Here is an 11,835-nt window from a genome sequence, read left to right as displayed (position 1 = left end):
GCCGCACAAGCCATGCACGACGCCGCTGCCGCCGTACTCGAAGCCGGTACGGACGGGGCCGGCGCCGTGCTGCAGGCGGAGTTGCTGCGCGCCGCTCACACCGCGCGGATCAGCGGCCTGCCCAGGATCGCCGCCTCGGCGGTCTCCGTGGTCACGCAACTGCGCGCCGCCCGCTGCGCCGATCCGGCGTACCGACTCACGGATCTGACCGCGGCACTCCGCGAAGTCCTCGGGACAGCCCATCGCCTTCCGGGCTCAACGGGCCCCGAACTCGCCGCCCTGCGCGGCACCGCACGGCAGCCGTACACCCCGGACGGATCCCTGCGGCTGTACGGGCTCTTCTCCGAGCCCGTCCTCACTGCGACCGGATACGCGGGAGCGGTCACCTGGGCGTCCGACGCCGAGGGCCGTCTCTACACGGTCTCGGATGTCGTCCCGGGAGGGCCCGGCCGGGCGGTGGGTGCGGCCGACCGGGCCGTACGCATCGGGGACACGGCTCTCACCCACCGCGAACTGTCGAGGCCCGGGCTCGCCGTGTCCGGCGCGACCGTCTCCCCGACGGGCCGACTGGGTGCGGGCGCGGGCGTACGGGCCGTGCGCGCGTCCGGCGCCGCCTGGCGCGAGGACCCTCTCGCCGGCCTGTGGCGACTGCCCGTCGCCGATCAGGTTTCACGTGCCCTGACCGGCGGGGACGGCCTGCTGTTCCTCGACGTGACCCTCACCGGTACGGTCCGCGAGGCGGCGGGCGACTGCCTGCTCGCCGACTGCGACGGACTGACGCTCCGCCTCGCCGCCGCCCATGACCACCCCGCGCTGCCCTACCGCGACAACCTCCGTCTCCTCGCGGCCGCCCCGGGCACCCGACTGCGGGTCGTCGCCCGCCTCGACCCGTCTCCCCTGCCCCGGGCGCTGATCCTCGCCGCGGACCACCCGCGCGATCCCGGGGCCCATCTCGACCTGGGCCTCGACCGCCTCCAGCACGCGGACCTGCCCGCCCCGGCGATGGCACCCGTTGGATCGCCACCCGCCCCGGACGAAGCTCCGCTGCATCTCCTGCGCCGCCGTGTCCACCAGGCGGCCTCGGCGGGCCGTCGCGTGCTCGCCTTCCCCGGAGACAGCGCCACCGACAGCCGTCGCCTGGGCCGCTACGGTTTCGCCTGCGCCGGAGACCTCCTCGACGAACTCCATTCGGCCGCAGCCGACCGGTCCCGCGACGTCTTCGGCCGTCTCGTTCCCGCCGACGTCAACCGGTTCGCCCACGCCTGGCTCGCGGCGGCCCACTACACCGAGGAGGTCGACCGATCACTGTGCGCCGCGGCGTGGGGAGCGGATCCGGCGCTGTCGCCCTCCCTCTGATCGAGGCCGATGGCTGCCCTCACAGCGCCAGGAACTCGGACAGACCGTCCAGGAGCCGTTCGACGTCCTCCGTGTTGTTGTAGGGGGCCAGGCCGATCCGGAGACCACCGGTGTCGCCCAGCCCGAGTCGACGGGAGGCCTCGATCGCGTAGAAGGACCCCGACGGCGCGTGGACGCCACGCTCCGCGAGGAACCGGTATGCCTCCACCGACGAGCGATCCTCGAACGTGAGCAACAGGGTGGGAGTGCGATCGACCGCCCTGGAGTGGACTTGGACCCCTGGAAGCGAGGACAAGCCCTTGTCGAGCTGTGCGCGCAGGGCCTGTTCGTGCGCTTCAAGCGCCATGAACGCCGAGGCGAGGCGCTGCCGTCGCGTTCCTGTGGCCTCCGTGTCGAGCCCGGCGAGGAAATGCACCGCCGCTTCGGTGCCCGCGAGGAACTCGTAGGGCAGTGTGCCCAGTTCGAAGCGCTCCGGCACCGCGTCGGTTGAGGGCAGGAGCTTGTCCGGCTGCAACGTCTCCAGCAACTCCGGCCGCGCGGCGAGGACTCCGTGGTGAGGGCCGAGGAACTTGTACGGAGAACAGACGAAGAAGTCCGCGCCGAGCCGCTCCAGGTCGACCAGCGCGTGGGCGGTGTGGTGGACTCCGTCGACATACGTCAGCGCTCCGGCGTCGCGAACCAGGCCGGAGATCTTGGCGACCGGGGGACGCGTTCCGATCAGGTTGGAGGCGGCGGTGACAGCTACCAGCCGGGTGCGCGGAGACAGAACGGCACGGACGTCGGCGGCGGTCAGTTCTCCGGTGGCGGGATCGAAGTCGGCCCAGCGCACGGTGGCACCGGCCTGGGCAGCGGCCTGAACCCATGGGCGGATGTTGGCGTCGTGGTCGAGACGAGTGACGACCACCTCGTCCCCGGGCGACCACGTCTTGGCGAGGGCACGGGAGAAGTCGTAGGTGAGCTGAGTGGCGCTGCGACCGAACACGATCCCTCTCGGGTCCGCTCCCAACAGGTCGGCCAGGGCCTGCCGGGCCTTCGTGACGATGCTCTCGGCGTTCCGCTCCCCCGGTGTCCCTTGCCCCCGGTTCGACAGAGGCTGCGCCAGCGCATCGGCAATGGCCCGGATGACGGGCTGTGGCGTCTGGGTACCGCCGGGCCCGTCGAAGTGCGCCGTCCCGGCGCTCAGCGCCGGGAACTGGGAGCGGAGGGCGGTGATGTCGTACGTCACGAGGGCTCCTGTCCATTTCCGGAATGCGGCCGCATCGGCGCTCCGCCTGACTACGGTCGCAGTCTCCAGTACGTCCGCCAGGACCGACTTGTGGGACAGCGGCCGGCCGCTGTCCCACAGGTTGCCTGTCATCCCTCAGAGTGTCCCCTGCGCGAAGTCACCGCGACGGGCGGAGCATCCTCGGCGGTGTGAAGTTCGTGTACGCAGGGTCCAGCGGCAGGTCCGCACCGGTGCCCAGGTCCAGCACCTTCTGGTACGCCGGGCCCATCGCGCTGACCGAGGCGTTGAGCCGTGTCGGTGTGGTGCTCGGCCACTGCCCGTCGTCGATCCGGTCGAGCAGTGTCCGCAGCATGACCAGTTCGTCGGCGGAGCTGAACGAGCAGTGCCCACCGCGGTCCACCCAGAGCTGCCGCAGCGAGGCGGAGTTGCCGTGGCGGCGGATCCGGTCGGCGTACCACCGCTCCTGGTCGGTCACCGCGCCGCCGTCGCCGGTCGAGTGCAGGGTGACGACGGGGGCCGGGGTCGTGCCGCGGACGATGCCGTGGCGGTACTGGTAGGCCACCGCCTTCGCGTCGGGCCGGATCCGTGGCGCCTTCGCCAGGCGTTTCAGGTCGGCGTCCAGGTCTCCTCCGGGTGCGGCGGCGTACGCGTCGCGGGCCAGGTCCTGCTGGCTTGACCTGGCGAACAGCCGACCGTAGTCGATGCCGGTGTTCCAGGACGGGTTGCCGCCCGCGCGGGCCTCCAACTCGGTCCGGCCGACCGGCCCGATTCCATAGCTGTACGCCCATTTCGTCCACAGCGACTGGGCGGCGACCAGTTCGTCGGTCGTCGTCGGCTTCGGTTCGTGCGCCGCGTACCACCCCGGGATGTTCGCCACGGCTCTTTCCCTCCCTACGCACCGTTCGCCACGCCGTACGTGACGGTGGCGATCGTCGGCGTCGTCTGCGTCCAGGTCGCCCTCGTCGCGGTGTGGATGCTGCTCGCCATGGTCCGACGCGGCGCGATCTTCTCGCCGCTGGCCTTCCGGTGGGTCGACATCGTCATCGGATCCTCCGTCGTGGCGACGCTGCTGGCGATCGGGGTCGCCGGACACCTCTTCGTGGCCGACATTCCTTCTCCTGACGACGGCATGGAGGAGCTCAGCGCCTTGGGCGCCGCGATCACGAGCGTCGGCGTCGGAACGGCGTTCGCGATGCTCACCGTCATCATGCGAAGCCTCTTGCGCAAGGCGACGGATCTGCAGACCGAGATCGCCGCGGTCGTCTGATGGCGATCGTCGTCGACCTCGACGTCCAGCTCGCCAGACACAACCTGTCGGTCGGCGAGTTCGCCGCTGCCGTCGGCATCACGCCCGCCAACATCGCCGTGTTGAAGAACGGCCGCGCGAAGGCGGTGCGGTTCACGACCCTGGACGCGATCTGCCGCACACTCGACTGCCAGCCCGGTGACGTACTGCGCTGGGTACCCGACGACGACACGACCGACGACTGAGGGCTGCTGGACCTACTCCTGCTGGACCTGCTGGAGCTGAGGGCCTGCTTGGAAAGGACTCGTCACAGCCACACTTCGAGGACCCTGACCAGCGCCGTCGCCTCACGGTGCAGAGGTCCGGCACCGAATTCACCATCCGTATTCGTCCGAGCGAACCTTATGCGTTCCTCATCCGTTGTCCCCAAGGGCCGCCCCCGTGGCGGCCCTGCCCCTGACCGGGCCCGGAGTGACACATGAGGAGGAGGTATCGCATGGCACAGCAAACCCGTGCGTCCTCCACCTCCGACGGCCGACACCTCACCCCCATCGCCGGCGCACTCCTGTCGGCACTGTTCGCTCTCCTCGGCGTCCTCGGCCTCCAGGGCAGCCCCGCCGCGGCCTCCACCGTCGCATCGGCGTCGGCAACAGCCCTCGCCCACCAGAACCTGGCACCGGCCGCGGAGATCCCCCCGGCCACGAGTGTCGCCACCAAGGCCGACACCCGTAGCAACGCCGACGACAAGTGCACCACCGCCTGCGGCCAGCAGCCCCGGGTAGGCAGGGCCGCGCCGGGCGAGTGGCACACCCTGTCTCCGGGCGGGGTGTCCGTCCCGCCCGGCCCGGTGCTCCCTCTGCCGGAGTCCGGGCCGCAACTGCCGCTCTCGCAGGGCGTCTTCACACCTCCACAGCATTCCGAGCGTCACAGCGGGCGGGGCCCGCCGCCTTCCAACGGCATCTGACGTCACCCAGTCAATCCTCACCGCACCCTTCTCACGGCTGCGGTATGCCTGTTGGAGGCACCCTTGACGCGAGCCATTCGCGTGCGGGCGTTCTTCGCCCTTGCCGTTCTCGCCCTGTCGCTCTACATCACCCTGACCGTGCCGGTCCGCCTCGGACTCGATCTGCGCGGCGGCACTCAGATCGTCCTGGAAACCCGGGACTCACCCACAGCCAAGGCCGACTCGGAGGCCACCGACCGCACTTTGGAGGTACTGCGTCACCGCATCGACGCGCTCGGCGTCGCCGAACCCAGCATCGCCCGTTCCGGAGACAACCGGATCATCGTCGAGCTGCCCGGCATCCAGGACCCGCGTGAGGCCGCCGACGTCCTGGGCCGTACCGCCCAACTCGCCTTCCATCCGGTCCTCGGTACCGCGGACACCGGCGAAACCTCACGTCAGCCGCTGCCCAAGCAGCCGGCGGAACTCGTCCTGCCCGACGAATCCGGTCAGCCCGTGCGCCTGGGCCCGTCGGCGCTCACCGGCGCGGACGTCGACAGCGCCGAGGCGCGCATCGACCAGCAGAGCGGGGTCGGCTGGTACGTCGGTGTCGACTTCAAGGGAGCGGGCGGCGACGCCTGGGCCCGCCTGACGGGCGAGGCGGCGTGTCGTCCCGCCGGCGATCCGGCTCGCCGCGTCGCCATCGTCCTGGACGACAAGGTCATCTCCTCCCCCCAGGTCAACTTCTCCGTCGCCTGCCGTACGGGCATCGACGGCGGGTCCACTCAGATCACCGGCTCCTTCAGCCGTGACGAGGCCCGCGAACTGGGCCTCCTCATCAACGGCGGAGCCCTGCCGGTGCCGGTCGAGACCGTCGAACAGCGCACCGTCGGCCCGACCCTGGGCGCATCGGCCATCGAGGCCAGTGCCCGGGCCGCCGTCATCGGCACCGCGCTGACCTCCCTGTTCATCATCGCCGTCTACCGACTCCTCGGTGCCCTGGCCGCCGTGGCCCTCGCCTGTTACGGAGTCATCTCCTACGCGGCTCTGGCCGCGCTCGGCGCCACCCTCACCCTCCCGGGGCTCGCCGGGTTCGTCCTGGCCATCGGTATGGCCGTCGACGCCAACGTGCTCGTCTTCGAACGGGCCCGCGAGGAGTACGCGGCCCGCCAGAGCAAGGGCCTGCGCGCCGCCCTCACCGCCGGATTCCGCAACGCGTTCAACGCCATCGCCGACTCGAACATCACCACCCTCATCGCCGCGGGCCTGCTCTTCTTCCTCGCCTCCGGACCTGTCCGCGGCTTCGGCGTCACCCTGGGCATCGGCGTTCTCGCCTCCATGCTCAGCGCCCTGGTCATCACGCGTGTACTCGCCGACTTCGCGGTCGCCCGTCGGTCCGTACGACGCCGTCCCCGTCTCACCGGCATAGCGGACACCGGAAAGGTCCGCGACTGGCTGGTCCGCCGCGATCCCGACCTGATGCGCCGTCGCCGCACCTGGCTGGCCGCGTCCGCCGTCGCCCTCGTCCTGGCCGCCTCGGGCATCGCGCTCCGGGGGCTGAACTTCGGCGTCGAGTTCACCGGCGGACGGCTCATGGAGTACGCCACCTCCACCCCCGTAGATGCCGACCGCGCCCGGGACGCACTGGCCGACGCGGGTCTGCCCCGCGCGGTCGTCCAGACCTCCGGCGACGGCGACCTCTCCGTACGGACGGACCAACTGTCCAACGCCGAGGCGGCGAAGGTGGACAAGACGATCGGCGACCTCGCGGGCAGTGCCGACAAGATCCGCGACGAGCTCATCGGCCCCAGCCTCGGGGACGAACTGCGCCGGGGAGCTCTCATCGCCCTCGCCTCGGCCCTGGCCGCCCAGTTGCTGTATCTCGCGGTGCGCTTCCGCTGGACCTTCGGCACATCCGCGGTCGCCGCGATGGCCCACGACGCCCTGATCCTCGTAGGTGTCTTCGCCTGGCTCGGCAAGCCGATCGACGGCGTGTTCCTCGCGGCCCTGCTGACCGTGATCGGATACTCCGTCAACGACTCCGTCGTCGTCTTCGACCGCATCAGGGAACTGTCGGCCGGCGACCGGAAGACACCCTTCTCGCGCCTCGCCAACACCGCCATCCTGCAAACACTCCCCCGCACGGTGAACACGGGCATGGGAGCCGTGTTCATCCTCTCCGCCCTCACCCTGCTGGGCGGAGACTCCCTGACCGACTTCGCCCTCGCCCTGCTCATCGGCATCGTCGTGGGCACGTACTCCTCGATGTTCACCGCCGCACCCCTGGCCATCGAACTCCAGGCCCACAGCACCGCACCGCCGCCCAACGCCACACCCCGATCAGCCCCGCGCGGCGCGGCAGTGATCTAGGAGTACGCCACAGCAGAACTCCGCTTCTGACCTGCGCATACGAAGTCGATCGAGCATGGCGAGACATCTCCGGATCAGTCACCTCTCACCGGGCGGTCCGGCTGATATCGTCCTGGCCCACCGAACAGGCAGGGGGGCTCCCCCTGCGACGGCGGGACGAAGGAGTGCTGCGCCATGCGAGTTCTCTTGGTCGGAGCGGGAGGCGTCGGGACCGCGATCACGAGGATCGCGGCCCGGCGTTTCTTCTACGAGCACATGGTCGTCGCCGACTACGACCCGGCGCGGGCCGAGTCGGCCGTCGCGGCTCTCGGGGAGGACGAGCACAGGTTCACGGCGGTGCGACTCGACGCCTCGGACGCGGCCGGTGTGCGGGCCGCGCTCGCCGAGCACCGCTGCGACGTCCTGCTCAACGCAACCGACCCCCGTTTCGTGCTGCCACTGTTCGACGCGGCGCTCACCCATGGCGCCCACTACCTGGACATGGCGATGTCCCTGTCCCGGCCGCACCCGACCCGCCCCTACCAGGAGTGCGGCGTGAAACTGGGAGACGCCCAGTTCGCGCGGTCCGCCGAGTGGGAGGCGGCGGGCCGGCTCGCGCTGGTCGGCATGGGCGTGGAGCCGGGCCTGTCGGACGTCTTCGCCCGCTACGCCGCCGACGTCCTCTTCGACGAGATCGAGGAGATCGGCATCCGTGACGGCGCCAACCTGGTCGTGGAGGGCTACGACTTCGCCCCGTCCTTCAGCATCTGGACGACCATCGAGGAATGCCTCAACCCACCGGTCGTCTACGAAGCGGAGCGAGGCTGGTTCACCACACCGCCCTTCAGCGAGCCTGAGGTCTTCGACTTCCCCGAGGGCATCGGTCCGGTGGAGTGCGTCAACGTCGAGCACGAGGAAGTGCTGCTGGTCCCCCGGTGGTTGAAGGCCCGCCGGGTCACCTTCAAGTTCGGTCTCGGCGACGAGTTCATCGGCGTGCTCCAGACCCTGCACAAACTGGGCCTGGACCGCACCGACCCGGTCAGCGTGAACGGCGGCACCGAGACCGGCATCGGGACGGCGGGCAAGGTCATGGTCTCCCCGCGGGACGTGGTCGCCGCCTGTCTGCCCGACCCGGCCGGCCTCGGGGACCGTATGCACGGCAAGACGTGCGCGGGTACGTGGGTCAAGGGCACCAAGGACGGCCGGCCTCGGGAGGTCTACCTCTACCACGTGGTCGACAACCAGTGGTCGATGCGGGAGTACGGCTCCCAGGCCGTGGTCTGGCAGACCGCCATCAACCCCGTGGCCGCTCTCGAACTCATCGCGTCGGGGGCATGGCACGGCAGCGGAGTCCTCGGCCCCGAGGCACTGCCGCCCCGCCCGTTCCTCGACCTGCTGACGGAGTACGGATCACCGTGGGGCATGCGCGAGGACACGGCCGGACAAGAGGACACGGCCGGACAAGGGGACGGGAACGGCAGCCCCGGCCTCTGACTCCCACGTACCGCCTGCCGTCCCTGCCGCCCAGGCGTCTGCGGACGCCTACCCAGGTGACATGCGTATCCAAGAGGCCCTCAATAGCGTAAAAAGTTCCACAACGCCCTGTTGTATGGATTCACGCACAACCGGAGCGAGGGAACATGGCCAACGACACTGCGGACGCACCCCCACCTGTCGGATTGAAGGCCAACGCGATCGGCTTCGTCGACGCGCTCGTCATCGGTCTCAACTCCACCTCCCCGGCGTACTCGCTGGCGGCGGTCATCGGTCCGATCGTGGCGCTGGTGGGCATCTACGCCCCGGGCGTGATGATCGCGTCGTTCGTGCCGATGCTGTTGATCGCGTCGGCGTTCTACTACCTCAACAAGGTCGACCAGGACTGCGGTACGACCTTCTCGTGGGTCACCCGGGCCATGGGGCCGTGGGCCGGCTGGCTCGGTGGATGGGCCATCGCGATGACCGGAGTTCTGGTGGTCGGGTCACTGGCGGACGTCGCGGTGAGCTTCGCGCTGCTCGCCTTCGGCCTCGACAGCTGGGCCGACAACGACTTCGTACGCCAGTCACTCGCGGTGCTGCTCATCCTCGTGATGACGGCCGTGTGTGTCATCGGCACCGAGGTGTCGGCCAAGGTGCAGAACGTCCTCATCCTGGCGCAGGTCGCCTGTCTGCTCGCCTTCGTCGTGGTGGCGCTCTACCGGGTCTACGCGGGCACCAGCTCCTTCGACTCCATCGACCCCGCCTTCAAGTGGCTGAACCCCTTCGGAGCCGGCGGCGCATCGCTGACCGGAGCCCTGCTGCTGGGGGTGTTCATCTACTGGGGCTGGGAGTCGGCGGTCAATCTCACCGAGGAGGTCGAGAACTCCGCCACCGCTCCCGGCAAGGCGGGCGTCTGGTCGACGGTCGTACTGCTGGTGACCTATCTGTCGGTCGGTTTCGCGGTCGTGGCCTACGCCGGTACGACCTTCCTCGCCGAGAACGCCGACGAGGAGGAGTTCGTCTTCGCCCTGCTCGCCACCGAGGTGATGGGCGGCTGGGACTGGGTCGTGCTGCTGGCGGTTTCGACGTCCGCGCTGGCGTCGACGCAGACGACGATCATCCCGGCGTCGCGCACGGCACTGTCCATGGCCCGCCGCCACGCGCTGCCCGAGCACTTCGCACACATCCACCAGCGGTTCCGTACGCCCGACGTCAGTACGTGGTGGGTCGCCGGCATCGCCATCGCCTGGTATCTCGTTGTCAACCAGATCAGCACCAACGCCCTCTTCGACTCGCTCACCGCGCTGTCGCTGCTGATCGCGTTCTACTACGCGCTCACGGGTGTCGCCTGCGCGGTCTACTACCGCCGCCATCTGACCGAGAGCGTGCGCTACTTCGTACTCATCGGCCTGGGCCCGCTGGCCGGCGCCGGGCTGCTGGCGTGGCTGCTGGTGGAATCGGTCACCGACATGGCCGACCCCGCGAACTCCTACAGCGGTGTCTCGTGGTTCGGGCTCGGTCCCCCGCTCGTCATCGGCATCGGGATCGCCCTCGTGGGTGTGGTGCTCATGGTCGTACGGCGGCTGATGTCGCCTGTCTTCTGGTCGGAACGCCCGGGTGTGGCCGACGCCGATCTCGTCCACGGCAAGGAGTCCTGAGATGTCGGTTGTCCTCGGATACGACGAGTCGCCGGGCGCGGCCCGCGCACTGCGCGTCGCGATCGAGGTGTCCGCCGCGTTCGACGAGCCGCTCGTGCTGGTCTACGGCGCCGCGGCTCCGGGAACCGTGGGCGAGGAGTACGGGGCTCACCACGAGGCCGTCCGCGAGGCCGGACGCGTCGCACTCCACCACGCCGTCGGTGTGGCCGACGAGGCCGACGTACGGACAACCGTCGAAATCATCGACCAGAAGCCGGCCCAGGCACTGATCGATGCCGCGTCACGCCACGGGGCGCGGTTCATCGTGGTGGGCAGCTGGGGAGAGAGCCCGATGCGCGGGGCACTGCTGGGCTCCACTCCCCACAAGCTGCTCCATCTGTCGAGCGTCCCGGTCCTCTGCGTGCCGACCGAACAGTGAGCCATTCCTTCCGACCCCGGTGATGAGTTTTCGCGCCCGTACCCGTCACACGTACGACGGGACATTGCGAGGCGGAAGGATGACGTCATGAGTGCGGACACGCGGCCGGAGGAGCTGGGCGTGAGCAGTCTGGGTGAGGTCGACGAGCCGACGTTCACGGGGCTGGCGGAGCGGCACCGGCGGGAGCTGCACGTGCACTGCTACCGGATGCTCGGATCGTTCGAGGACGCCGAGGACACCGTCCAGGAAACCTTCCTCCGTGCCTGGCGGCGGCGGGAGACCTTCGAGGGGCGGTCGACGTTCCGGGCCTGGCTGTACCGGATCGCCACCAACGCCTGCCTGGACCTGCTCGCCAAGTGCCGCCCGGAGCCCGCGACCGGCGGCGAGGTGCTGTGGCTGCAGCCCTACCCGGACCGGCTGCTCGACGAGCTGCCCGCGGGCGACGCGGACGAGCCGGAGACCGTCGCCGTCGCGCGGGAGACGATCGAGCTGGCGTACCTGGTCGCGGTCCAGCACCTCGCGCCGCGCCCGCGGGCCGTGCTGATCCTTCGGGATGTGCTCGGCTGGCCGGCCAAGGAGGTCGCGGAGCTCCTCGGGGACTCCGTCAACTCCGTGAACAGCGCGCTGCAGCGGGCCCGCGCCGGCATGCGGGAGCACCTCCCCGCCGAGCGGCAGGACTGGACCGGCGGCGAACAGGACGCCGGGACGCGCGAGCTGGTGCGCCGCTTCACCGACGCGAGTGTCGCCAAGGACGTCGACGGTCTCGCTGCCATGCTGCGGGACGACGTCCGCTGCTCGATGCCGCCCACCCCGGGCCTGTACGTCGGCCGGGACACGGTGGTGAACAACTGGGTCGAGGACGGGTTCGCGGACCTGGGGCGCCTGCGCTGCGTCCTCACCTCGGTGAACCGGCAGCCCGCTCTCGCCTTCTACCTCTGGCAGGAGCAGGAGGACGCGTACCTGCCGCTGACGATCGACGTCCTGCGCATCACCGGCGGGGCGATCACCGAGATCGTCACATTCCACGACGACCGGTTCCCGCGGCTCGGGCTGCCGGAGCGTCTGTCGGCGGACGGCACGGAGTAGTCCCGGTGCGGACGCTCACGCTGCGCGGTGGCGCGCGCGTGGCGGTGGTCGCGGCCGAGTGGCAGGACGCGTTCGGCG

At 70.2% G+C, this 11,835-nt stretch carries 11 protein-coding genes; 9 read left to right on the top strand and 2 right to left on the bottom strand.

The genetic code is table 11. The annotated features are described in order from the left end of the window. On the top strand, window positions 1–1,356 hold a 1,356-nt coding region (locus tag O3Q52_RS37440; RefSeq protein WP_269653065.1), incomplete at its 5' end, for a hypothetical protein. 19 nt (window positions 1,357–1,375) lie between these two features. Here O3Q52_RS37440 and O3Q52_RS37435 read toward each other — a convergent pair. Next, window positions 1,376–2,581, bottom strand: a complete 1,206-nt coding sequence (locus O3Q52_RS37435) for a cysteine desulfurase-like protein (protein ID WP_269653066.1) — start codon at window positions 2,579–2,581, stop codon at window positions 1,376–1,378. A gap of 157 nt (window positions 2,582–2,738) precedes the next feature. Next, the gene (locus O3Q52_RS37430; RefSeq protein ID WP_269653064.1) at window positions 2,739–3,458 is read right to left on the bottom strand and encodes a hypothetical protein; all 720 of its coding nucleotides are present in this window, start codon (window positions 3,456–3,458) and stop codon (window positions 2,739–2,741) included. Window positions 3,459–3,497: 39 nt separating this feature from the next. Here O3Q52_RS37430 and O3Q52_RS37425 point away from each other — a divergent pair, with 39 nt between their 5' ends. The 8 genes from O3Q52_RS37425 (at window position 3,498) to O3Q52_RS37390 (ending at window position 11,757) form a co-directional block, all read left to right on the top strand. Beyond that, window positions 3,498–3,848 (top strand): DUF2975 domain-containing protein, encoded by a 351-nt coding sequence (locus O3Q52_RS37425; protein ID WP_269653063.1) that lies wholly within the window; start codon window positions 3,498–3,500, stop codon window positions 3,846–3,848. Further along, window positions 3,848–4,072 carry a helix-turn-helix transcriptional regulator gene (locus O3Q52_RS37420; protein WP_269653062.1) on the top strand — a complete coding sequence of 75 codons (225 nt, stop codon included), beginning with the start codon at window positions 3,848–3,850 and terminating at the stop codon, window positions 4,070–4,072. The genes O3Q52_RS37425 and O3Q52_RS37420 overlap by 1 nt, the downstream gene beginning before the upstream one ends. Window positions 4,073–4,323: 251 nt before the next feature. Next, window positions 4,324–4,791, top strand: a complete 468-nt coding sequence (locus O3Q52_RS37415; protein ID WP_269653061.1) for a hypothetical protein — start codon at window positions 4,324–4,326, stop codon at window positions 4,789–4,791. Window positions 4,792–4,854: 63 nt separating this feature from the next. Next, a complete protein-coding gene (gene secD / locus O3Q52_RS37410) occupies window positions 4,855–7,140 on the top strand; it encodes a protein translocase subunit SecD (RefSeq protein WP_269653060.1) in 2,286 nt (761 codons plus the stop codon). Between the two features lie 174 nt (window positions 7,141–7,314). Further along, the gene (locus O3Q52_RS37405) at window positions 7,315–8,613 is read left to right on the top strand and encodes a saccharopine dehydrogenase family protein (protein ID WP_269653059.1); all 1,299 of its coding nucleotides are present in this window, start codon (window positions 7,315–7,317) and stop codon (window positions 8,611–8,613) included. 146 nt (window positions 8,614–8,759) lie between these two features. Beyond that, complete coding sequence (locus O3Q52_RS37400) at window positions 8,760–10,253, top strand: APC family permease (protein ID WP_269653058.1); 1,494 nt, start codon at window positions 8,760–8,762, stop codon at window positions 10,251–10,253. 1 nt (window position 10,254) lies between these two features. After that, window positions 10,255–10,671 carry a universal stress protein gene (locus O3Q52_RS37395; RefSeq protein WP_269653057.1) on the top strand — a complete coding sequence of 139 codons (417 nt, stop codon included), beginning with the start codon at window positions 10,255–10,257 and terminating at the stop codon, window positions 10,669–10,671. A gap of 87 nt (window positions 10,672–10,758) precedes the next feature. Then, a complete protein-coding gene (locus O3Q52_RS37390; RefSeq protein ID WP_269653056.1) occupies window positions 10,759–11,757 on the top strand; it encodes an RNA polymerase subunit sigma-70 in 999 nt (332 codons plus the stop codon). Window positions 11,758–11,835 lie beyond the last annotated feature (78 nt).

This window comes from Streptomyces sp. ActVer (genome assembly GCF_027270795.1).
GTDB lineage: Bacteria > Actinomycetota > Actinomycetes > Streptomycetales > Streptomycetaceae > Streptomyces > Streptomyces umbrinus_A.
This window is presented reverse-complemented; position numbering and strand designations above follow the sequence as displayed.

What these genes read in the sequence shown, in the direction of transcription:
- O3Q52_RS37420 (WP_269653062.1), top strand. Translation starts at nt 3,848, where the DNA reads ATGGCGATCGTCGTCGACCTCGACGTCCAGCTCGCCAGACACAACCTG.
- O3Q52_RS37415 (WP_269653061.1), top strand. Translation starts at nt 4,324, where the DNA reads ATGGCACAGCAAACCCGTGCGTCCTCCACCTCCGACGGCCGACACCTC.
- O3Q52_RS37405 (WP_269653059.1), top strand. Translation starts at nt 7,315, where the DNA reads ATGCGAGTTCTCTTGGTCGGAGCGGGAGGCGTCGGGACCGCGATCACG.
- O3Q52_RS37400 (WP_269653058.1), top strand. Translation starts at nt 8,760, where the DNA reads ATGGCCAACGACACTGCGGACGCACCCCCACCTGTCGGATTGAAGGCC.
- O3Q52_RS37395 (WP_269653057.1), top strand. Translation starts at nt 10,255, where the DNA reads ATGTCGGTTGTCCTCGGATACGACGAGTCGCCGGGCGCGGCCCGCGCA.
- O3Q52_RS37390 (WP_269653056.1), top strand. Translation starts at nt 10,759, where the DNA reads ATGAGTGCGGACACGCGGCCGGAGGAGCTGGGCGTGAGCAGTCTGGGT.